The sequence below is a fragment of the Pseudomonas lijiangensis genome, from assembly GCF_018968705.1.
In the GTDB taxonomy this organism is placed as follows: Bacteria; Pseudomonadota; Gammaproteobacteria; order Pseudomonadales; family Pseudomonadaceae; genus Aquipseudomonas; species Aquipseudomonas lijiangensis.
Map to the genome: position 1 here is coordinate 1,481,505 of NZ_CP076668.1, position 20,571 is coordinate 1,502,075.

21 protein-coding genes and 1 riboswitch are annotated in these 20,571 nt (G+C 59.1%); of the genes, 16 read left to right on the forward strand and 5 right to left on the reverse strand.

Annotation, left to right across the window (positions count from 1 at the left end):
* Positions 1–85 precede the first annotated feature (85 nt).
* A complete protein-coding gene (arfB, locus tag KQP88_RS06525; RefSeq protein ID WP_216705137.1) occupies positions 86–499 on the forward strand; it encodes an alternative ribosome rescue aminoacyl-tRNA hydrolase ArfB in 414 nt (137 codons plus the stop codon).
* Here arfB and KQP88_RS06530 read toward each other — a convergent pair.
* From KQP88_RS06530 to phhA, 4 genes are all read right to left on the reverse strand, one after another.
* Positions 496–1,707 carry an MFS transporter gene (locus KQP88_RS06530; protein WP_216705138.1) on the reverse strand — a complete coding sequence of 404 codons (1,212 nt, stop codon included), beginning with the start codon at positions 1,705–1,707 and terminating at the stop codon, positions 496–498. The two genes, arfB and KQP88_RS06530, sit on opposite strands and share 4 nt — an antisense overlap.
* A 139-nt stretch (positions 1,708–1,846) precedes the next feature.
* Positions 1,847–2,026 carry a hypothetical protein gene (locus KQP88_RS06535; protein WP_025259024.1) on the reverse strand — a complete coding sequence of 60 codons (180 nt, stop codon included), beginning with the start codon at positions 2,024–2,026 and terminating at the stop codon, positions 1,847–1,849.
* 395 nt (positions 2,027–2,421) lie between these two features.
* The gene (locus KQP88_RS06540; protein ID WP_025259025.1) at positions 2,422–2,778 is read right to left on the reverse strand and encodes a 4a-hydroxytetrahydrobiopterin dehydratase; all 357 of its coding nucleotides are present in this window, start codon (positions 2,776–2,778) and stop codon (positions 2,422–2,424) included.
* A 14-nt stretch (positions 2,779–2,792) separates the two neighbouring features.
* Positions 2,793–3,596: a phenylalanine 4-monooxygenase gene (gene phhA / locus KQP88_RS06545; RefSeq protein ID WP_200993513.1), complete on the reverse strand. Its 804-nt coding sequence runs from the start codon at positions 3,594–3,596 to the stop codon at positions 2,793–2,795.
* A gap of 212 nt (positions 3,597–3,808) precedes the next feature.
* Here phhA and acs point away from each other — a divergent pair, with 212 nt between their 5' ends.
* The 15 genes from acs to astE all read left to right on the forward strand — a co-directional run bounded on the left by acs (position 3,809) and on the right by astE (position 19,548).
* Positions 3,809–5,764, forward strand: a complete 1,956-nt coding sequence (acs, locus tag KQP88_RS06550; protein WP_216705139.1) for an acetate--CoA ligase — start codon at positions 3,809–3,811, stop codon at positions 5,762–5,764.
* Between the two features lie 68 nt (positions 5,765–5,832).
* Entirely contained in the window at positions 5,833–6,084 is a 252-nt protein-coding gene (locus KQP88_RS06555; protein ID WP_216705140.1) for a hypothetical protein, read from the forward strand.
* A gap of 236 nt (positions 6,085–6,320) precedes the next feature.
* Complete coding sequence (locus KQP88_RS06560; RefSeq protein WP_216705141.1) at positions 6,321–7,097, forward strand: ABC transporter substrate-binding protein; 777 nt, start codon at positions 6,321–6,323, stop codon at positions 7,095–7,097.
* 84 nt (positions 7,098–7,181) lie between these two features.
* Positions 7,182–7,871 (forward strand): ABC transporter permease, encoded by a 690-nt coding sequence (locus KQP88_RS06565; RefSeq protein WP_216705142.1) that lies wholly within the window; start codon positions 7,182–7,184, stop codon positions 7,869–7,871.
* On the forward strand, positions 7,868–8,566 hold the full coding sequence (locus KQP88_RS06570) for an ABC transporter permease (RefSeq protein ID WP_200993518.1): 699 nt from the start codon (positions 7,868–7,870) through the stop codon (positions 8,564–8,566). The genes KQP88_RS06565 and KQP88_RS06570 overlap by 4 nt, the downstream gene beginning before the upstream one ends.
* Before the next feature lies 1 nt (position 8,567).
* Complete coding sequence (locus tag KQP88_RS06575; RefSeq protein WP_216705143.1) at positions 8,568–9,680, forward strand: succinylglutamate desuccinylase/aspartoacylase family protein; 1,113 nt, start codon at positions 8,568–8,570, stop codon at positions 9,678–9,680.
* Positions 9,681–9,702: 22 nt separating this feature from the next.
* Positions 9,703–10,467: an ABC transporter ATP-binding protein gene (locus tag KQP88_RS06580; protein ID WP_025259032.1), complete on the forward strand. Its 765-nt coding sequence runs from the start codon at positions 9,703–9,705 to the stop codon at positions 10,465–10,467.
* Between the two features lie 132 nt (positions 10,468–10,599).
* On the forward strand, positions 10,600–11,592 hold the full coding sequence (gene argR / locus KQP88_RS06585) for a GlxA family transcriptional regulator (protein ID WP_216705144.1): 993 nt from the start codon (positions 10,600–10,602) through the stop codon (positions 11,590–11,592).
* 237 nt (positions 11,593–11,829) lie between these two features.
* Positions 11,830–13,047, forward strand: a complete 1,218-nt coding sequence (locus tag KQP88_RS06590) for an aspartate aminotransferase family protein (protein WP_216705145.1) — start codon at positions 11,830–11,832, stop codon at positions 13,045–13,047.
* 135 nt (positions 13,048–13,182) lie between these two features.
* On the forward strand, positions 13,183–14,214 hold the full coding sequence (gene aruF / locus KQP88_RS06595; protein WP_025259035.1) for an arginine/ornithine succinyltransferase subunit alpha: 1,032 nt from the start codon (positions 13,183–13,185) through the stop codon (positions 14,212–14,214).
* A gap of 70 nt (positions 14,215–14,284) precedes the next feature.
* Positions 14,285–15,310 (forward strand): arginine N-succinyltransferase, encoded by a 1,026-nt coding sequence (gene astA / locus KQP88_RS06600; RefSeq protein WP_198728056.1) that lies wholly within the window; start codon positions 14,285–14,287, stop codon positions 15,308–15,310.
* Entirely contained in the window at positions 15,307–16,776 is a 1,470-nt protein-coding gene (gene astD, locus KQP88_RS06605) for a succinylglutamate-semialdehyde dehydrogenase (RefSeq protein WP_216705146.1), read from the forward strand. Before astA ends, astD begins: the two co-directional genes overlap by 4 nt.
* 46 nt (positions 16,777–16,822) lie before the next feature.
* The gene (astB, locus tag KQP88_RS06610; protein ID WP_216705147.1) at positions 16,823–18,169 is read left to right on the forward strand and encodes an N-succinylarginine dihydrolase; all 1,347 of its coding nucleotides are present in this window, start codon (positions 16,823–16,825) and stop codon (positions 18,167–18,169) included.
* A gap of 63 nt (positions 18,170–18,232) precedes the next feature.
* On the forward strand, positions 18,233–18,517 hold the full coding sequence (locus KQP88_RS06615) for a hypothetical protein (RefSeq protein WP_025259039.1): 285 nt from the start codon (positions 18,233–18,235) through the stop codon (positions 18,515–18,517).
* A 14-nt stretch (positions 18,518–18,531) separates the two neighbouring features.
* Positions 18,532–19,548: a succinylglutamate desuccinylase gene (astE, locus tag KQP88_RS06620; RefSeq protein ID WP_216705148.1), complete on the forward strand. Its 1,017-nt coding sequence runs from the start codon at positions 18,532–18,534 to the stop codon at positions 19,546–19,548.
* A gap of 37 nt (positions 19,549–19,585) precedes the next feature.
* Here the strand turns inward: astE and KQP88_RS06625 are convergent, their stop codons facing one another.
* Positions 19,586–20,098: a 6,7-dimethyl-8-ribityllumazine synthase gene (locus KQP88_RS06625; RefSeq protein ID WP_201017836.1), complete on the reverse strand. Its 513-nt coding sequence runs from the start codon at positions 20,096–20,098 to the stop codon at positions 19,586–19,588.
* A 123-nt stretch (positions 20,099–20,221) separates the two neighbouring features.
* Positions 20,222–20,390, reverse strand: a riboswitch (FMN riboswitch).
* Positions 20,391–20,571 lie beyond the last annotated feature (181 nt).

The window sequence follows — 20,571 nt, forward strand, 5'->3', positions numbered from 1 at the left end:
TCATGAATCAGATTGATCAATGCAGAGGGTTAAGTGATCTTTTGAACGCGAGTAAGATGCTCTCTGCAATTGCCACGAGAACCCAATGCTAATCATCTCCAACAATGTTCACCTGCCGGATGCCGAGATCGAGTGGACAGCCATTCGTGCGCAAGGCGCGGGTGGGCAGAACGTCAACAAGGTGTCGAGTGCGGTGCATTTGCGTTTCGACATCAACGCTTCGTCGCTGCCGCCGTTCTACAAGGAGCGCTTGCTGGCCCTGCGCGACAGCCGCATTACCGGTGACGGGGTGATCGTGATCAAGGCGCAGCATTACCGTACCCAGGAACAGAACCGGGCTGATGCGTTGCTGCGTTTGAGCGAGTTGATCGTCAGCGCCACCAAGGTCGAAAAGAAGCGCCGTCCGACCAAGCCGACGCTGGGTTCCAAGACCCGGCGCCTGGATTCCAAGAGCAAGCGAGGCTCGATAAAGGCCGGGCGCGGCAAGGTGGATTTCTAAGAGGCGTTGAGGTTTTTCTGTTCGCGCATCACCTGCGCCTGTTTATACAGATAGATGCTCAGGAGCAGCCCGCTCAGGGACGCCAGCGCAGCGAACAGGAAGATCGAGACAAAGCCGAATCCGGCTGCAATGGCGCCGGCCAGCGGGCCGGTAATCCCCAGAGACAGATCAACGAACAGCGAATAGGCACCAACCGCTGCGCCACGACTGGATGCCGGGACCAGATTCACGGCTTCTACCCCCAGCGCCGGAAATACCAGTGAGAACCCGAAACCGCTCAAGGCGGCGCCCGCCAGCGCAAGGCTTGGGTTGGGCGCGATCCAGAGCAGCAACAGGCCCAGGCTTTCCACCGACAGGCAGGCAATGGCCACGCGAAAGCCGCCCAGGCGATTGATGAGGTTGCCGAACAGCAGGCGCGCGATGATGAAGCAGGCGCCGAACAGACTCAGGCACAAGACCGCATCGGGCCAGTTATTGCTGGCGTAATACAGGGTGATGAAAGTCGCGATGGTGCCGAACCCGATAGCGCCCAGCGCCAGGCCCATCCCGTGAGGGAAAACCAGCTTCAGTACGTGGGTAAACGCCATGCGTTCGCCCTGCACGATAGGGGCTGCCTGTTTTTTCAGGGTCAGCAACAGGCCGAACGAGGACAGGGCAATGATGCTGACGCCCATGGTCCACAGGCCCAGGGATTTGACCAGCCATACACCCAGTGGAGCGCCAATCGCCAAGGCGCCATAGCTGGCGATGCCGTTCCAGGAAATGACCTTGGCGGTGTTGTGTGCGCCAACCCGGCCGATGCCCCAGCCAATGGAGCCGGAGCCCACAAGACTCTCCGCGCTGCCCAGCAGAATACGGCCGACAAACAGGCTGATCAGGCTCGCAACAGGCCAGTTGGGCATGCCGATGGGCAACAGCATGAAGACGCCACTGAGTCCGCATCCTGCCAGACCGTACTGCACGGCTTTCTTGCAGCCCAGGTTATCGATGATGCGCCCCGCCCAGGGCCTGCTGACCAGTGTCGCCAGATACTGCACGCTGATCACCAGCCCGGCGGTTATCGCGCCGAAGCCCAGATCGGTGTGGACATAGCCCGGCAGAACCGCGAGAGGGATACCAATGTTCAGGTAGCCGATAAACGTGAAAACCACGATTGAAGCGACCTGCAACGTCACCTTCAAAGGCGGTGTGTCTTGTATCTGGGACATGGGAGTAGCGGACCCTTCTGGCAGCGGGTTGGCGAAAGGTGCAGGTCAAACCCTTAGCAAGCTTTCGAAGTTGCCATGATAACGATCCAGCAAGCGATGCAGGGGATAAAAGCGAAATTTAAAGTGCAGGCGTAGACGTTCAGCCTTTGCTGGAGCCTACAAGCTGGGTGGTGATCAAGGCGGCCAGGGCGTTTTCCTGGGTACCGAAACGTGCGAGCAGGGCGCTCTGTTTCTCCGGGCTGAGGCGTTCCCAGATATCGATCATCTTTTCGGCTGCGCCAATGAGGGCTTTGGCCTGGTGTTCGGTGAAGTCGGTCATGAATCCGCTTTCTTGTGTTGGTTTTTCAGGCGTATCGAAACCTGGTCAGACCGGCTTCCATACGCCTGAAAACAGTTGCCTTCAGTCTTTGCGTCGGGCTTTTTGGCTGGTTTGAGCCAGCGATGCTGCTTTCATTGCGGCAGTTTGACCAAGCTCCTGTTGAGCCAGGGGAGACTGCTTTGGTTCCTGTTGACTTGGGAAGGGGAAGTTTGGAATTTCATGCATCGTCGTCGCCTCACAAGGGTTTGCAGATTGAACCGTGCTTTAAAAAGCTTCTGCAGGATACAACACTGAAAATGACAAACCGGATATTTTTTTCAATCCGTTCGTCCTTTGGTGAAACAAAAAACGATTTTCAGTGTCCCGTGCGAGGCGCTTCGATGCTGGAAAAACCCTTACTTGCGGCCCTCGGCGTCCTGCGCCACCTGATCGGTACGGGCAGCCATGATGAAGTCGTTGCGATGCAGCCCCTTGATCGAATGGCTCCACCAGGTCACGGTCACCTTGCCCCATTCGGTCAGCAGCCCCGGGTGATGACCTTCGGCTTCGGCAATGGCACCCACCGCATTGGTGAAAGCCAGGGCGAATCTGAAATTCTTGAAGAGATAGACCTTTTCCAGCTGCATCACGCTGTCGCGTACTTCTATGTTCCAGTCGGGGATCTGTTTGATCAGCTCGGCCAGTTCGGCTTCGCTGACCTGCGGAGCATCAGCTCGGCAGGCTTCGCAATGGGCTTGGTTGAGAGATGACATGCCAGGACTCCTGTTCAGGCCGCATGGTTTCGGGTGGGCGGCCGTGGTTCGAATTTGGGTGAATGCAGGCCCAGCTGCGTGGCCTGGTGAACCAGTCCCATGATGTCTTCATGGGCAAGTTCGAACAGGCGCTTGAGCTCGGGCAATACGAAATACACGGGTTGCAGGATGTCGATGCGATAAGGCGTACGCATCGCTTCCAGTGGATCGAAAACCTGATGTTCCGGCGCCGTGGATAAACTGTAAACCGCCTCTTTGGGCGAAGAGAGAATGCCGCCACCATAGATCCTGCGACCCTGGGCGGTATCCACCAGACCGAACTCGATGGTCATCCAGTAGAGTCGCGCCAGATAGACGCGCTGCTCCTTGCTCGCACTCAGGCCCAGCTTGCCGTAGGTGTGGGTGAATTCGGCGAACCAGGGATTGGTCAGTAGCGGGCAGTGGCCGAATATCTCGTGGAAGATGTCGGGTTCCTGCAGGTAGTCGAGTTCTTCCGGGGTGCGGATGAAGGTTGCCACCGGAAAGCGTTTGCTGGCCAGCAGCTCGAAGAAAGTCTGGAAGGGAATCAATGCCGGAACCCGCTCGACCTGCCAGCCGGTGGTGGCGCCCAGCACCTTGTTGATCTCGCCCAGTTGCGGAATGCGATCGTGGGGCAGGTTCAACTGTGCGATACCGTCCAGATATTCCTGGCAGGCACGGTTCTCGATCACCTTCATCTGACGGGTGATCAGGGTGTTCCAGACTGCGTGTTCGGCAGGTGGATAATCGATGAAGCCTTTGTCGTCGGGTTCACGGGCCACGTATTGCGTCTGGCTCATGCTGACCTCCCAGGGGAGTTATTGTTTTTTTACAGGGTAGCCTGATTGCCTTGGCGGCGACACCGGGTTATCAGCCTTTTCTTTGGCGTGTCCCCCTTGCGTAGGGGAGTGTGAAAGAGTAAAGCGGTAAGACCATCGTCGAATGGCCCCACAAGATATGGCGGGATACAACAGAGTCATAAAACAACAACTATTCCACCGAGGTATCCAAGATGAGTGCAGCTTCTCTGTACCCCGTGCGTCCAGAAGTCGCAGCGAACACGCTGACCGACGAGGCGACCTACAAGGCCATGTACCAACAGTCCGTGGTCAACCCGGATGGTTTCTGGCGCGAGCAGGCCGAGCGCCTCGATTGGATAAAACCCTTCACCCACGTCAAGCAGACCTCCTTCGACGATCACCGTGTCGATATCAAATGGTTTGCCGACGGCACACTGAACGTCGCTTACAACTGTCTGGACCGCCATCTCGAAGAGCGTGGCGACAGCATCGCAATCATCTGGGAAGGCGATGATCCTTCCGAACACCGCAACATCACCTACCGCGAACTGCATGAGGAAGTCTGCAAGTTCGCCAACGCCTTGCGCGGCCAGGATGTGCATCGCGGTGATGTCGTCACCATCTATATGCCCATGATCCCCGAGGCTGTGGTCGCCATGCTGGCCTGTGCCCGGATCGGTGCGATTCACTCGGTGGTGTTCGGCGGCTTCTCGCCAGAAGCATTGGCCGGCCGGATCATCGACTGCCATTCCAAGGTCGTCATCACCGCCGACGAAGGTCTGCGCGGCGGCAAGAAAACCCCGCTCAAGGCCAACGTCGACCGCGCGCTGACCAACCCTGAAACCAGCAGTGTGCAGAAGGTCATCGTCTGCAAACGCACCGGTGGCGAGATCGAGTGGAACCGTCACCGCGACATCTGGTACCACGCGCTGCTGGAAGTGGCATCGAGCACCTGCGCGCCGAAAGAAATGGGTGCCGAAGAGTCGCTGTTCATCCTTTATACCTCCGGTTCTACCGGCAAACCCAAGGGTGTGCTGCACACCACGGCCGGCTATCTTCTGTATGCCGCGCTGACCCACGAGCGCGTGTTCGATTACAAGCCGGGCGAAATCTACTGGTGCACGGCAGACGTGGGCTGGGTCACTGGCCACAGCTATATCGTCTATGGTCCGCTGGCCAATGGCGCGACCACCCTGTTGTTCGAAGGCGTGCCGAACTATCCGGATATCACGCGCCTGTCGAAGGTCGTCGACAAGCACAAGGTCAATATTCTTTACACCGCTCCGACCGCGATTCGCGCCATGATGGCCGAAGGTACCAAGTCGATGGAGGGCGCCGATGGCTCCAGCCTGCGTCTGCTGGGTTCGGTGGGCGAGCCGATCAACCCTGAAGCCTGGGGCTGGTACTACGACACTGTTGGCAAGCAGAACTGCCCGATTGTCGATACCTGGTGGCAGACCGAAACCGGCGGCATCCTGATCAGTCCGTTGCCCGGCGCAACGGCCCTGAAACCAGGTTCGGCGACACGTCCGTTCTTTGGCGTGATTCCGGCACTGGTGGATAACCTGGGCAACCTGATCGAAGGTGCCGCTGAAGGGAATCTGGTGATTCTGGACTCCTGGCCAGGTCAGTCACGTTCGCTGTATGGCGACCATGACCGCTTCGTCGATACCTACTTCAAGACCTTCCGTGGCATGTACTTCACGGGTGACGGCGCCCGTCGCGATGAAGACGGCTACTACTGGATCACCGGGCGCGTGGACGATGTGCTCAACGTTTCCGGTCACCGCATGGGCACCGCCGAAATCGAGAGCGCGATGGTTGCGCACCCGAAAGTCGCCGAAGCCGCTGTGGTGGGTGTGCCTCATGATCTGAAAGGGCAGGGCATCTACGTCTACGTCACCCTCAATGCAGGTGAGGTGCCGGACGAAGCGCTGCGTATCGAACTGCGCAACTGGGTGCGCAAGGAAATCGGTCCGATTGCCTCGCCTGACTTTATCCAGTGGGCACCGGGGCTTCCGAAAACCCGTTCGGGCAAGATCATGCGTCGGATCCTGCGCAAGATCGCAACCGGTGAGTACGATGCGCTGGGCGATATCTCGACCCTGGCCGACCCTGGCGTGGTTCAGCATCTGGTCGATACTCACAAGACCATGAGTGCGGCATGATCCTTTGATTCACCGAAACGCCCCGTCCGGTACGGGGCGTTTTCATGTCTGCTTTCTGAAAAGTGACCGTGCGCTCTCTGGAGGCTGGCGCGCACCCTTTTGAAAAGGGATATATATCGATGTGTTACCCGATCACCCAGGCTGTGTTAGGGCATGCTTCTTTGTGGGACGAGATGATGGGCATTTGTAGGATTTCGGTGCATTTCTCAGCGCTTTGTCAGTCGTATGTGATGCTGGACTTGCCGTATCAGAAGGCTTTGCCAATAATGGGCGCGCTTTTTGCTGCATCAACTGCTTTTCTTGATTTTTCAAGATCATGAAGTTTTTGCCAAGTCAATGGGTTGGTGCGGTTTTCTCGATGCATCTGTAACTAGTTGTCGCATTGAAGAAATATCGACTTCGTACCTGCCGCTAAAATGCCCCTCACTTGTCAGGGGTCCTCTGACCGGAATTTCGGTATCAGTTGTCTGGCGTCGCTCTCTCCGGATTGTTCTTTCGCATCTTGGGCTACCGCTCACTTTGCCATTTGTCGTGTTTCATCGATGGAGTCCTGTAAATGAAAAAGCTCATGCTTCTTGGCGCGCTGGCGTTGTCTGTGCTTGCCCAGCCGGTTTTCGCCGATGAAAAACCGCTCAAGATCGGTATCGAAGCCGCTTACCCTCCGTTCGCCTCCAAGGCACCGGATGGCAGCATCGTGGGTTTCGACTACGACATCGGTAATGCACTTTGTGAAGAAATGAAGGTCAAGTGCACCTGGGTCGAGCAGGAATTCGATGGCCTGATCCCGGCGCTCAAGGTACGCAAGATCGACGCGATCCTGTCTTCGATGTCCATTACGGATGATCGCAAGAAGTCCGTGGACTTCACCGGCAAATACTACAATTCCCCGGCTCGTCTGGTGATGAAGGACGGCACGAAAGTCAGCGACAGCCTCGCTGAACTCAAGGGCAAGAAGGTCGGTGTGCAGCGTGGTTCGATCCACGAGCGCTTCGCTCGCGAAGTCCTGGCACCGCTGGGTGCAGAGGTCACGCCTTACGGTTCCCAGAACGAAATCTATCTGGATATCACCGCAGGTCGCCTGGATGGCACCGTGGCTGATGCCACCCTGTTGCAGGACGGCTTCCTGAAAACCGACGCCGGCAAGGGCTATGCTTTCACCGGTCCTTCGTTCACCGATCCGAAATACTTCGGTGAAGGCATCGGTATCGCTGTTCGCAAGGGTGACAAGGCCAATCTGGACCGTCTCAATGCCGCCATCGCCGCGATTCGTGCCAACGGCAAGTACAAGGCAATCCAGGACAAGTACTTCGATTTCGATATCTACGGCAAGTAACGTCAGGTTCCTGATCTGGATGGCGCAAACAGGGCAGCCTGGATTGCGCCATTTTTTATACCCACGCTTGAGGACCGCACAAACATGTTGAAAGGCTACGGGGCTGTAATCCTCGAAGGTGCCGGGCTGACCTTGCAGTTGGCTCTGTCATCGATGGCCCTGGCGATCATTCTCGGTCTGATTGGTGTGGCGTTGCGTCTGTCGCCGCTGCGCTGGCTGGCGTGGCTGGGCGATCTGTACTGCACGGTGGTTCGCGGTATTCCCGATCTGGTGCTGATTCTGCTGATCTTCTACGGCGGGCAGGACCTGATCAACCGTGTCGCGCCCTTGCTGGGCTTCGATGACTACATCGACCTCAACCCGTTGCTGGCCGGTATCGGCACGCTGGGGTTCATTTTCGGTGCCTACCTTTCCGAAACCTTTCGCGGTGCCTTCATGGGCATTCCGAAAGGGCAGGCCGAGGCTGGCATGGCCTACGGCATGAGCCGCCTGAAGGTGTTTTTCCGGATACTGGTGCCGCAGATGATTCGCCTCGCGATCCCCGGTTTCACCAATAACTGGCTGGTACTCACCAAGGCGACCGCGCTTATTTCCGTGGTCGGTCTGCAAGACATGATGTTCAAGGCCAAGCAGGCGGCAGATGCCACCCGCGAACCCTTCACCTTTTTCCTGGCGGTTGCTGCGATGTATCTGGTGATTACCAGTGTCTCGCTGCTCGCCTTGCGTTATCTGGAAAAACGCTACTCCGTGGGCGTAAAGGCGGCTGACCTATGATTTTCGACTACAACGTCGTCTGGGAAAGCCTGCCGCTGTACTTTGGCGGCTTGCTGGTGACCTTGAAACTGCTCGGTATTTCCCTGGCATTCGGCCTGCTGGCGGCATTGCCCCTGGGCCTGATGCGGGTCTCGAAACGCCGCTGGGTCAACTTCCCTGCCTGGCTGTACACCTACGTGATTCGCGGCACGCCGATGCTGGTGCAACTGTTCCTGATCTACTACGGGCTGGCACAGTTTGAAGCGGTGCGCGAGAGTGCTCTCTGGCCATTGCTGTCCAGTGCCAGCTTCTGCGCCTGTCTGGCATTTGCCATCAATACCAGCGCCTATACGGCCGAGATCATTGCCGGCAGTCTCAAGGCAACACCGGCTGGTGAAATCGAAGCAGCCAGGGCCATGGGCATGTCGCCGCTCAAGATGTATCGCCGCATTCTGCTGCCTTCCGCGCTGCGTCGTGCGCTGCCGCAATACAGCAATGAAGTCATCATGATGCTGCAGACCACCAGTCTGGCGTCCATCGTGACCCTTATCGACATTACCGGTGCTGCCCGCACGGTCAATGCTCAGTACTACCTGCCTTTCGAGGCTTATATAACCGCAGGCGTTTTCTATTTGTGCCTGACATTCATTCTGGTGCGGTTGTTCAAGCTGGCGGAGCGTCGCTGGCTGGGCTACCTGGCTCCGCGGAAGGTCTGACATGCAAAGAATCGATCATGTATTGCCGTGGGGCAACCTCGGCACCGAGCGTCAACTGAGTGTGTTTCGTTTCGGCAGCGGCGAGCGCAAGGCTTACATCCAGGCCAGCCTGCACGCTGACGAGTTGCCGGGCATGCGTACGGCCTGGGAGTTGAAAAAACGCCTGGGTCAGCTTGAAGAACAGGGCGCGCTCAAAGGTGTTATCGAACTGGTGCCGGTGGCCAACCCCCTGGGCCTGGGGCAATTGCTGCAAGGCGCTCACCAGGGACGTTTCGAGTTTGGCAGCGGCAAGAACTTCAACCGCGATTTCACCGAGTTGAGCGAACCTGTTGCCGAGTTGCTGGAAGGGCAACTGGGTGACGATCCACGGGCCAATACTCAACTGATTCGTCAGGCCATGACGGCTGCGCTCGATCGCCTGCCTGCTCCTCAAGGCGAGCTGCAAGCCATGCAGCGTCTTTTACTCAGTCACGCCTGCGTCGCCGATGTCGTGCTTGATCTGCATTGCGATGCCGATGCCGCTATTCACATGTATGCCTTGCCGCAGCAATGGCCGCAGTGGCGTTCGCTGTCGGCGCATCTGGATATCAAGGTCGCGCTGCTGGCCGAGGATTCCGGTGGCAGCTCCTTTGACGAGGCCTGTTCGCTGCCCTGGCTGCGTCTGTCGCGGATCTTCCCCGAAGCGCAGATTCCCCTGGCCTGTCTGGCCACGACCATCGAGCTGGGTGGTCAGGCCGATACCGGCAAGGCTGACGCCGAGGCCCATGCCGAAGGCATCCTGGCGTTCCTGGCCGAACAGGGCTTTATCAATGGCGACTGGCCAAAGCCTGAGCGGGAGGCCTGCGAGGGCATGCCGTTCGAGGGCACCGAGTTGCTGTATGCGCCTCATCCCGGCGTGGTGACGTTCCTGCGTGCTGCCGGTAGCTGGGTCGAGGTCGGCGATCCGCTGTTCGAAGTCATCGATCCGTTGTCCGATCGGGTCAGCACCATCTGTGCGAATACTGCCGGTGTGTTATTCGCCATCGAGCGGCTTCGCTATGCTCAACCGGGTTTCTGGCTGGCCAAAGTGGCGGGGCGCACTGCGCTGCGCCACGGGCGTCTGCTCAGTGACTGACTGTCTTGCGAGAATCGAAAGCATGAACAAACTGGAAGTCCAGGACCTGCACAAGCGTTATGGCAGTCATGAAGTGATCAAGGGAGTTTCCCTGACAGCCAAGGCAGGCGATGTCATCAGTATCATCGGCTCCAGCGGCTCGGGTAAAAGCACATTTCTGCGTTGCATCAATCTGCTTGAACAGCCCCATGCCGGCAAGATCCTGCTCAACAACGAAGAACTCAAACTGGTGCCGAACAAGGAAGGCGGCCTGAAGGCTGCCGACCCCAAGCAGTTGCAGCGCATGCGCTCGCGCCTGTCCATGGTGTTTCAGCACTTCAACCTGTGGTCGCACATGACGGCCTTGCAGAACATCATCGAAGCGCCGGTGCATGTCCTGGGCGTGCCGAAAAAGGAGGCGCTGGAAAAGGCCGAGTATTACCTGGCCAAGGTCGGCGTGGCTCATCGCAAGGAAGCCTATCCGGGCCATATGTCCGGTGGCGAGCAACAGCGTGTGGCGATAGCCCGCGCCCTGGCCATGGAGCCGGAAGTCATGTTGTTCGATGAGCCGACGTCCGCGCTGGACCCTGAGCTGGTTGGCGATGTGCTCAAGGTCATGCAGGGCCTGGCCCAGGAAGGCCGGACCATGGTGGTGGTCACTCACGAAATGGGCTTTGCCCGTGAGGTGTCGAACCAGTTGGTCTTCCTGCACCAGGGTGTGGTACTGGAGCGGGGCGATCCCCGCGAGGTCCTGGCCAATCCTCAGTCCGAGCGATTGCAGCAGTTCCTCTCGGGCAGCCTCAAGTAATCAGCGACATCGCTTCGGCGATGTCTTTTACAACAGAACAGGGCATGCTGCGCATCACGCAACATGCTCTGGCTACTCCAGTGCTAGCCTGTTGAGGTTCGGCCCTTGAGGCGATACGTATCGGATGTCCCAATGACTGCCCATCGAATAGGTTTCCTTGTCTGGCCCGGCACCAAAGCCCTGACCCTGGCGTTGGCCGAGGAAGCCTTGCGCGTTGCCCAGAGCGTTCACCCTGAAGTGGTCTATGAGTTGTCATTCCTCCAGGCCGAGGTTGCCGACGAACCTGCTGCCGCGGGTGCATGGCAATTGCCGGGTGAACCGTGGGCCGGTCGCATCGACGGTTTTCAGAAGCTGTTCCTGCTGGCGGACGAGCCGCCTGCTCCCATGTCGGCTGCCCTGGCCAGTGCTCTCAAGCAAGTGGTGCGCGCCGGATGTGCGATTGGCGGGTTGTCCGCTGGCGTGTATCCGCTGGCCCAGCTTGGCTTGCTCGACGGTTATCGGGCTGCCGTGCATTGGCGCTGGCAGGATGATTTCAGCGAACGCTTCCCGAAAGTCATTGCCACCAGCCACCTGTTCGACTGGGATCGTGACCGGCTGACCGCCTGTGGCGGCATGTCGGTGCTGGACCTGCTGCTGGCGGTTCTGTCCCGTGATCATGGTGCCGAGCTGGCCGGTGCGGTTTCCGAGGAGCTGGTGGTCGAGCGCATCCGCGAAGGTGGCGAGCGTCAGCGCATTCCGTTGCAGAATCGCCTGGGCTCCAGCCATCCGAAGCTGACCCAGGCGGTCCTGCTGATGGAAGCCAATATCGAAGAGCCACTGACCACCGATGAAATCGCCCAGCACGTCTGCGTGTCCCGTCGCCAGCTGGAGCGGATTTTCAAGCAGTATCTCAACCGAGTGCCGAGCCAGTATTACCTGGAGCTGCGCCTCAACAAGGCCCGGCAGATGCTGATGCAGACCAGCAAGTCGATCATCCAGATCGGCCTGTCCTGCGGCTTCTCCTCCGGCCCGCATTTCTCCAGCGCCTACCGCAACTTCTTTGGCGCCACGCCTCGCGAAGACCGCAACCAGCGTCGCAGCAACAGTCCCTTCGAGTTGTCTTCCGTTCCTGCCGAGCGTGGTTGATCAGCTTCGCGAATGAGCAGAGAGCCTACCGATTCGTGTGGGAGCGAATTCATTCGCGAAAGCAGATAAACTGCGCCTTTGTGACGCAATATGTCGCATTGCCGAAAACTCTGAAAAGAAACCGGTGTTGCGCTGTAACAAGATGTCGCCTGGCGACAAGGCCGAACAGAAATCAGTCCTTACAATCTTCCCATCGCTTGCCGGTTTCAGGCAGGCGTTCCTCTTCAGGAGACTCCGATGTCCGTTGAGCATGCTGCGGTGCAACGCGCCGATTTCGACCAGGTGATGGTCCCCAACTACGCACCGGCCGGGTTCATCCCCGTGCGTGGCGCGGGCTCCCGTGTATGGGATCAGGCGGGACGCGAACTGGTGGATTTCTCCGGCGGTATTGCCGTCAACGTGCTGGGCCATTGCCATCCGGCGCTGGTGGGTACCTTGACTGCGCAGGCCAACAATCTGTGGCATGTCTCCAACGTCTTCACCAATGAGCCGACCTTGCGTCTGGCCAAAAAACTGGTGGACTCGACCTTTGCCGAGCGCGTGTTCTTCTGCAACTCCGGCGCCGAGGCCAACGAAGCGGCCTTCAAGCTGGCGCGTCGCGTTGCCCACGATCTGCATGGTCCCGAGAAGTACGAAATCATTGCGGCCCTGAACAGCTTTCACGGTCGTACCCTGTTCACGGTGAGCGTCGGCGGTCAGCCCAAGTACTCCGATGGTTTCGGGCCGAAGATCACCGGCATCAGCCATGTGCCGTACAACGATCTGGAAGCGCTTAAAGCCGCTGTGACCGACAAGACCTGCGCCGTGGTTCTGGAGCCGATCCAGGGCGAGGGCGGTGTTCTGCCGGCCGAGCTTGAGTACCTGCAAGGTGCCCGCAAACTGTGTGACGAGCACAACGCATTGCTGATCTTCGATGAAGTGCAGAGCGGCATGGGCCGTAGCGGCCATCTGTTTGCCTATATGCACTACGGCGTGACGCCGGACATCCTGTCCAGCGCCAAGAGCATTGGTGGCGGTTTCCCTCTGGCGGCAATGCTGACCACCGAGAAGCTGGCCAAGCACTTTGCGGTCGGCGTACACGGCACCACTTACGGCGGAAACCCACTGGCCTGTGCAGTGGGCGAGGCGGTGATCGATGTCGTCAACACCCCGGAAGTCTTGAAGGGTGTTCAAGACAAGCATCAGAAATTCAAGACGCGTCTGGAAGCGATCGGCCAGCAATATGGCGTGTTCACTGAAGTGCGCGGCCTTGGTCTGCTGATCGGCTGTGTGCTGTCCGATGCCTGGAAAGGCAAGGCCAAGGACATCTTCAATGCCGCTGAAGCTCAGGACCTGATGATCCTGCAAGCCGGCCCGGACGTGATTCGTTTCGCGCCAAGCCTGGTGATCGAAGACGCTGACATCGAAGAAGGCCTGAGCCGCTTCGAGCGCGCCATCGCCAAGCTGACAGCCTGATACATCGCTGCATCTTCCGGCGTTCGTCCAACGGCGGGCGCCGGACATTTTTCCTGTGCCGGGCGGCTTCCAGGCTGTGCGGTGCTCTTTTTAGTGCCGGTGTTTCCGGCCTGTGATCTGGTAAGGAGTGGCACCATGCTGGTGATGCGCCCCGCGCAAATGGCTGATCTGGCAGAAGTCCAGCGCCTCGCCGCCGACAGTCCGATTGGTGTGACGTCCTTGCCTGACGATGCTGGTCGCCTGGGCGACAAGATCGGCGCTTCGGAGGCATCGTTCGCTGCCGAGGTCAGTTTCAATGGCGAAGAAACCTATTTCTTCGTACTTGAAGACAGCGAGAACGGTCGTCTGGTGGGCTGTTCCGGCATCGTCGCTTCCGCAGGCTACTCCGAGCCGTTCTACAGCTTTCGTAACGAAACCTTCGTGCATGCCTCACGCGAGCTGAAGATTCATAACAAGATTCACGTCCTGTCCCAGTGCCATGACCTGACAGGCAACAGCCTGCTGACCAGCTTCTACGTGATCCCCGAACTGGTGGGCACGGCCTGGTCGGAGCTCAATTCTCGCGGTCGCCTGCTGTTTGTCGCCAGCCACCCCGAGCGTTTCGCCGATTCGGTGGTGACCGAGATCGTGGGCTACAGCGACGAGAACGGCGACTCACCGTTCTGGGATGCCATCGGGCGCAACTTCTTCGACCTGAACTACGCCGAAGCCGAACGCTTGTGTGGCCTGAAAAGCCGCACATTCCTGGCCGAGCTGATGCCACATTATCCGATCTATGTCCCGCTCCTGACCGACGCCGCTCAGGAAGCCATGGGGCAAGTGCATCCCCGTGCCCAGATCACCTTCGACATCCTGATGCGCGAAGGTTTCGAGACCGATCATTACATCGACATTTTCGACGGTGGCCCGACGCTGCACGCCCGGGTTTCCGGGATTCGCTCGATTGCCCAGAGCCGTCTGGTGCCGGTCAAGATCGACACCAGCGCAACGGACGATGCCGGCAAGGGCGCGCGCCTGTATCTGGTGACCAACGGGCTGCTGCAGGACTACCGCGCAACCCTGCTGGAACTGGACTGGGCACCCGGTCGCCCGGTGGTGCTGAGCCTGCAGGCCGCCGAGGCCCTGGGTGTCGGTGAAGGTGCCAGCGTGCGCCTGGTCGCAGTCTGATCCTGATCGTCCGAACATAGCGGATTAGCCAGTTTTCCGGGCTCCAGAGGAGTCCGGTCGAGGAGATAACATGATCGTTCGTCCCGTACGCAGCAGTGACCTGCCCGCGCTGATCGAGTTGGCGCGCAGCACCGGCGCAGGCCTGACGACATTGCCCGCCAATGAGCAGCGCCTGGCGCATCGGGTGGGCTGGGCGGAGAAGTCCTTTCGTGGCGAAGCCGAGCGTGCGGATGCCGATTACCTGTTCGTGCTCGAAGACGATGACGGGCGCGTGATCGGTATTTCTGCCATCGCGGGTGCCGTTGGCTTGCGGGAGCCCTGGTACAACTACCGCGTCGGGCTGACGGTCAGCGCTTCTCAGGAACTCAATATCTACCGCGAGATTCCGACCCTGTTCCTGGCCAACGACCTGACCGGCAACTCCGAACTGTGCTCTCTGTTCCTTCACAGCGATTCACGTACCGGTCTCAATGGTCGCCTGCTGTCCAAGGCGCGGATGCTGTTCATCGCCGAATTTCCGAAGCTGTTCGGCAACAAGATCATTGCCGAGATGCGTGGCATGTCGGACGACAAAGGACGTTCGCCATTCTGGGAAAGCCTGGGTCGCCACTTCTTCAAGATGGAATTCAGTCAGGCCGACTACCTGACCGGCGTGGGCAACAAGGCATTCATCGCCGAATTGATGCCCAAGTTTCCGCTCTACACCTGCTTTCTGTCGGAAGATGCGCGCAGCGTCATCGGCCGTGTTCACGCCGATACCGAGCCTGCTCTGACGATGCTCAAGAGTGAGGGTTTCAACTATCAGGGTTACGTCGACATCTTCGACGCCGGCCCGGCCATCGAGTGTGAAACCACCAAGATCCGCGCTGTGCGTGACAGCCAGACACTGGTACTGGCCATCGGCACGCCGGGTGATGATGCGCCGAAATTCCTGATCTACAACCGCAAGCGCGAAGACGGCCGGATCACCATCGGGCAGGCTCGCATGGCCGCCGGTGCGCTGGTGGTCGATCCGCTGACGGCCCGACGCCTGCGCATGAGCCCCGGCGACAATGTGCGTGCCGTGCCTTTGTCGGCGGTGCGGGAGGGCGCTTGATGAGCACGCTGTATATCGCAGGTGCCTGGCAGGACGGGCAGGGTGACGCATTCGATTCCTTGAACCCGGTGACCCAGCAGGTTCTGTGGTCTGGCCAGGGCGCAAGCGCCTCTCAGGTCGAAACCGCCGTGCAGGCGGCGCGTCAGGCTTTTTCGGGCTGGGCCTCGCGCTCGCTGGAAGATCGCCTTTCGGTACTGGAAGCGTTCGCCGCCAGCCTCAAGACACATGCGGACGAACTGTCTGATTGCATTGGTGAAGAAACCGGCAAGCCGCTCTGGGAGTCGGCCACTGAAGTGACCAGCATGGTCAACAAGATTGCCATCTCGGTGCAGAGCTACCGTGAGCGGACCGGCGAAAAGAGCGGCCCGCTGGGCGATGCCACAGCGGTGTTGCGCCACAAGCCCCATGGCGTTGTAGCGGTGTTCGGCCCTTATAACTTCCCCGGTCATTTGCCCAATGGCCACATCGTGCCTGCGCTGCTGGCGGGTAACACGGTGCTGTTCAAGCCCAGCGAGCTGACACCCAAGGTTGCCGAGTTGACGGTCAAGTGCTGGATCGAGGCCGGTTTGCCAGCCGGTGTACTGAACCTGCTGCAAGGCGGGCGCGAAACCGGTATCGCCCTGGCGGCCAACCCGGGTATCGATGGCGTGTTCTTTACCGGTTCCAGCCGTACCGGCAATGCCTTGCATCGACAGTTCGCCGGACGTCCGGACAAGATTCTGGCTCTGGAGATGGGTGGCAATAACCCGCTGGTGGTCGATGAGGTTCAGGATGTCGACGCAGCGGTGTACACCGTGATTCAGTCAGCCTTCATTTCGGCTGGCCAGCGCTGCACCTGTGCCCGGCGCTTGCTGGTGCCGCAAGGTGCCTGGGGCGATGCATTCCTGTCCCGGCTGGTGGCCGTGACAGCCACACTTGAGGTTGGAGCTTTCGACCGCCAGCCTGCGCCTTTCATGGGCTCGGTGATTTCTCTGCAGGCCGCTGCCGCTTTGCTGGCAGCCCAGCGTGATCTGCTGAGCAAGGGCGCCAATGCGTTGCTGGAAATGACTCAGCCGCATGAGCAGGCCGCCTTGCTGACGCCGGGCATTATTGATGTGAGCGCTGTCAGCGAGCGTCCTGACGAAGAACTGTTCGGTCCGTTGCTGCAGGTGATCCGCTACGCCGGTTTCGAGGCGGCCATCGCAGAGGCCAACGACACGCAATATGGTCTGGCGGCAGGGCTGTTGTCGGATTCCGAAGCGCGTTACAAGCAGTTCTGGCTGCAAAGCCGTGCCGGAATCGTCAACTGGAACAAGCAACTGACTGGGGCGGCGAGCAGCGCGCCTTTCGGTGGCGTCGGGGCTTCGGGTAATCATCGGGCCAGCGCCTATTACGCCGCCGATTACTGTGCTTATCCGGTTGCGTCCCTGGAGGCTACAGCACTGACCTTGCCTGCGACACTGACGCCGGGCATCAGGCTCGATTGATAGCAATGCGATGCACCTATAAAAACAGATCTACGGAGCCTTGCCGATGAAATCCTGTGAAGTCAATTTTGACGGTCTGGTTGGGCCTACTCACAACTACGGCGGTCTGTCCTACGGCAATGTGGCTTCCCAGCGCAACAGCCATCAGTGCTCCAACCCTCGCGAAGCGGCATTGCAGGGGTTGGCGAAGATGAAGGCGCTGATGGACATGGGGTTTACCCAGGGCGTGCTGGCACCTCAGGAGCGCCCTGATGTCGCCGGGTTGCGTGAATTGGGTTTCAGCGGCAGCGATGCCCAGGTGATCGAGCAGGCGGCAAAGCACGATATGCCGCTGCTGGTCGCCAGTTGCTCGGCGTCAAGCATGTGGGTCGCCAATGCCGCGACTGTCAGCCCGAGTGCCGATACGGCCGATGGCCGCGTGCATTTCACGGCGGCCAACCTGAACTGCAAATATCACCGCAGCATCGAGCATCCGACCACCAGTCGCGTGCTGAAAGCGATGTTCGCCAATGAGCAGCATTTTGCTCATCACACAGCACTGCCAGCGGTTGCGCAGTTCGGCGACGAAGGGGCGGCCAACCACACGCGCTTCTGTCGCGACTATGGTGAGGCGGGCGTGGAGTTTTTCGTGTTCGGGCGCAGTGCTTTCGACACCCGCTACCCGGCACCGCAGAAGTACCCGGCCAGGCAGACCCTTGAAGCTTCCAGGGCCGTGGCCCGTCTGCATGGCCTGAGCGAGAGCGGCGTGGTCTACGGTCAGCAGAACCCGAGCGTGATCGATCAGGGCGTGTTTCACAACGACGTCATCGCGGTAGGTAATGGCGAAGTGCTGTTCTATCACGAGGATGCGTTTCTCAATACCGAGTCGATGCTGGGCGAGCTGCACGAAAAGCTTGGTCGTGCAGGCGGCCTGTTCCAGGCGATCTGCGTGCCGCGCGACGAGGTATCGGTCGAAGATGCCGTGCGCTCCTACCTGTTCAACAGCCAGCTTTTGTCTCGCGCCGACGGCTCGATGCTGTTGATCGTGCCGCAGGAGTGCCAGGCCAATCTTCGTGTCTGGAATTACCTCCAGCGCCTGCTGGCCGATGGTGGGCCGATTCGTGAAGTAAAGGTCTTCGACCTCAAGCAAAGCATGCAGAACGGCGGCGGTCCGGCGTGCCTGCGCTTGCGCGTTGCCCTCAATGAGACCGAACTGGCAGCGGTCAATCCCGGCGTCGTCATGAACCCGCCGTTGTACGAAAATCTGACTCAATGGGTCGACAGGCACTATCGTGATCGCATGAGCGAAAGCGATCTGGCCGACCCGCAACTGTTGACCGAATGCCGCACGGCATTGGATGAGCTCACGCAAATCCTTAAACTGGGCAGCGTTTACCCCTTTCAACTGGTTTGAAAGTTTTGACGCGCAGGCCTGTATGCCCTGCGCGTGATTTCCATCTTTATAGAGAATCCGAACATGAGCGACGCCCTGCAATTAATCCTCGAAGACACTGATGGCACCCAGCTGGAAACTTCCTGCACCCGCGTAGCCGTCCTCTGGCAGGGTAAAGAGTTGTGGATCCAGCAGGATGGCCGTGGCCAACTGCTGATCGGTGTCGACGTCGAAGAAGGCGATGCCGAATACGCTAACCTCCTGTTGCGCCCACTGGCCACCAACCTGGTCAGCCTGCAACTGGAAATGGAGCCTGCTGATCCGGGTGAAGAAGACGGTCACGTACACGGACCGGACTGCAATCACTAATCAGGAGCCTGCCTATGCTCGCCCTCGGTAAATTGCTTGAACTGACTCTGGCCGGGCGCGAGCCCGCGGAAAAGACTCAACTGACCGTCGGCGGCGTACGCATGCGCTGGCTGGGGGAGGGCGCACTGGAAGTGCGTGCACCTCAGGATCGGGACAATGGCACCGATTTGCTGTTGTCTGCCGGTATCCATGGCAACGAAACAGCCCCCATCGAGCTGCTGGACGAATTGATCCGCAGCATCGCACGCGGCGACCTCAAGCCGCGTGCCCGTATTCTGTTCCTGTTCGGCAACCCCGAGGCCATGCGCCGCGGCACGCGCTATGTCGAGCAGGACGTCAACCGGCTGTTCAATGGCCGGCACGAACAGGCGGGCGGTTCAGAGGCCTTGCGCGCCTGCGAGCTGGAGCGCCTGGCAGCGAGCTTCTTCAGCGTACCGGACCGCTATCGCCTGCATTACGACCTGCACACCGCCATTCGAGGCTCGACCATCGAGCAGTTTGCGCTGTATCCCTGGAAAGAAGGCCGCCAGCATTCCCGTCGTGAACTGGCGCGGTTACGCACTGCGGGCATGAGCGCGGTGCTGCTGCAGAACAAGCCTTCGATTGTATTCAGTGCCTATACCTACGACCGGCTCGGTGCCGAGTCCTTCACGCTGGAACTGGGCAAGGCCCGGCCATTCGGCCAGAACCAGCAGGTCAACCTCACGGCACTGCGCACGGTGCTGGAGCAGGTGATCGAAGGTGTCGAACCTGAGTCGAGTGATGATCTTGATGGCTTGCAGCTGTTCAGCGTGGCTCGGGAAATCATCAAGCGCAGTGATGCATTCACCCTGAACCTGCCTGACGATGTGAAGAATTTTGCGCCGCTGGAAAAAGGCTATGTGCTTGCCCAGGACGCTGGGGGGGCTCGCTGGGTGGTTGAAGAGGACGGTGCGAGGATCATCTTCCCCAATCCGAAAGTGGGGAATGGTTTAAGGGCCGGGATTTTGATTGTTCCGGCGTTCGCGAATGAATTCGCACCTACACCGTAGGTGCGAATCGGGCGGCGTTCCGCTTATTCTCGAAAAATCAGCTGGCCGCTTTCTGCAATGGCTCAAGGCGGCGCAGGGCGCGGACCTTGTTCAGGGTGTCGGCACAGGTCTTGGCAGCTTCCTCGCCCTTGTGGACGAAATGCTCGAAGAAGAATTTGTGATGCTCTTCGCCTGCATGGAAATGATGCGGGGTCAGGACCACTGAGAAAACCGGCACTTCGGTTTCCAGCTGGACCTGCATCAGCGCGCTGACCACCGATTGCGCCACGAACTCGTGACGGTAAATGCCGCCATCCACCACCAGGCCGGCAGCGATGATGCCCGCGTAGCGACCGGTATTGGCCAGCAGTTTTGCATGCAGAGGGATTTCAAAGGCACCGCCGACTTCGAAGAAATCGATATCGCTCTCGGTGTAGCCATGGTTGGCCATTTCGGCGACGAAGCCTTTGCGGCTCTGATCGACTATATCCTTGTGCCAGCAGGCCTGGATGAACGCGATACGTTCGTTCGAGTGGTTTTTGCTCTTGCTGTCGATTGCAGTGGGTTGCACGTGTTCTGACTCCTGTTTATGAAAAAAACAGGGCATTGGATCGAAAGGGATTCAGGTTTCGTATGAAAGCCCCATGAACTCATGTAGTCCATGCAGAGGTTTGCACACGGTCCCGATGGTACATCCCGTTCTCTCTTCATCCGGACTATGACCGTCGGCCCCGGAATCACACCGGGTCTGCTGACCTTGAAGCGCTTCAGTTCAAGCCTGAAACTCCCCAAGCGCTCGCGGGCTAGACGCATTGCGCGCCATTACCGCCGGTGGGGAATTACGCCCCGCCCTGAGAACGTTGCCGACATTGTTCATGTCGGGGCGGGATTTTTATCACAGTTTTTTCCATCCTGCATGGACACTTTCGTACGGTGTCCCTACCTTTTGCTTATAAGAGGATCGGAGTGCCCCAGGCCCTGGACCTTGATTATCATGGCAAACCTCAGTAATGCCTTGTTGCAACCTTGAGGTTGCCTGCATTA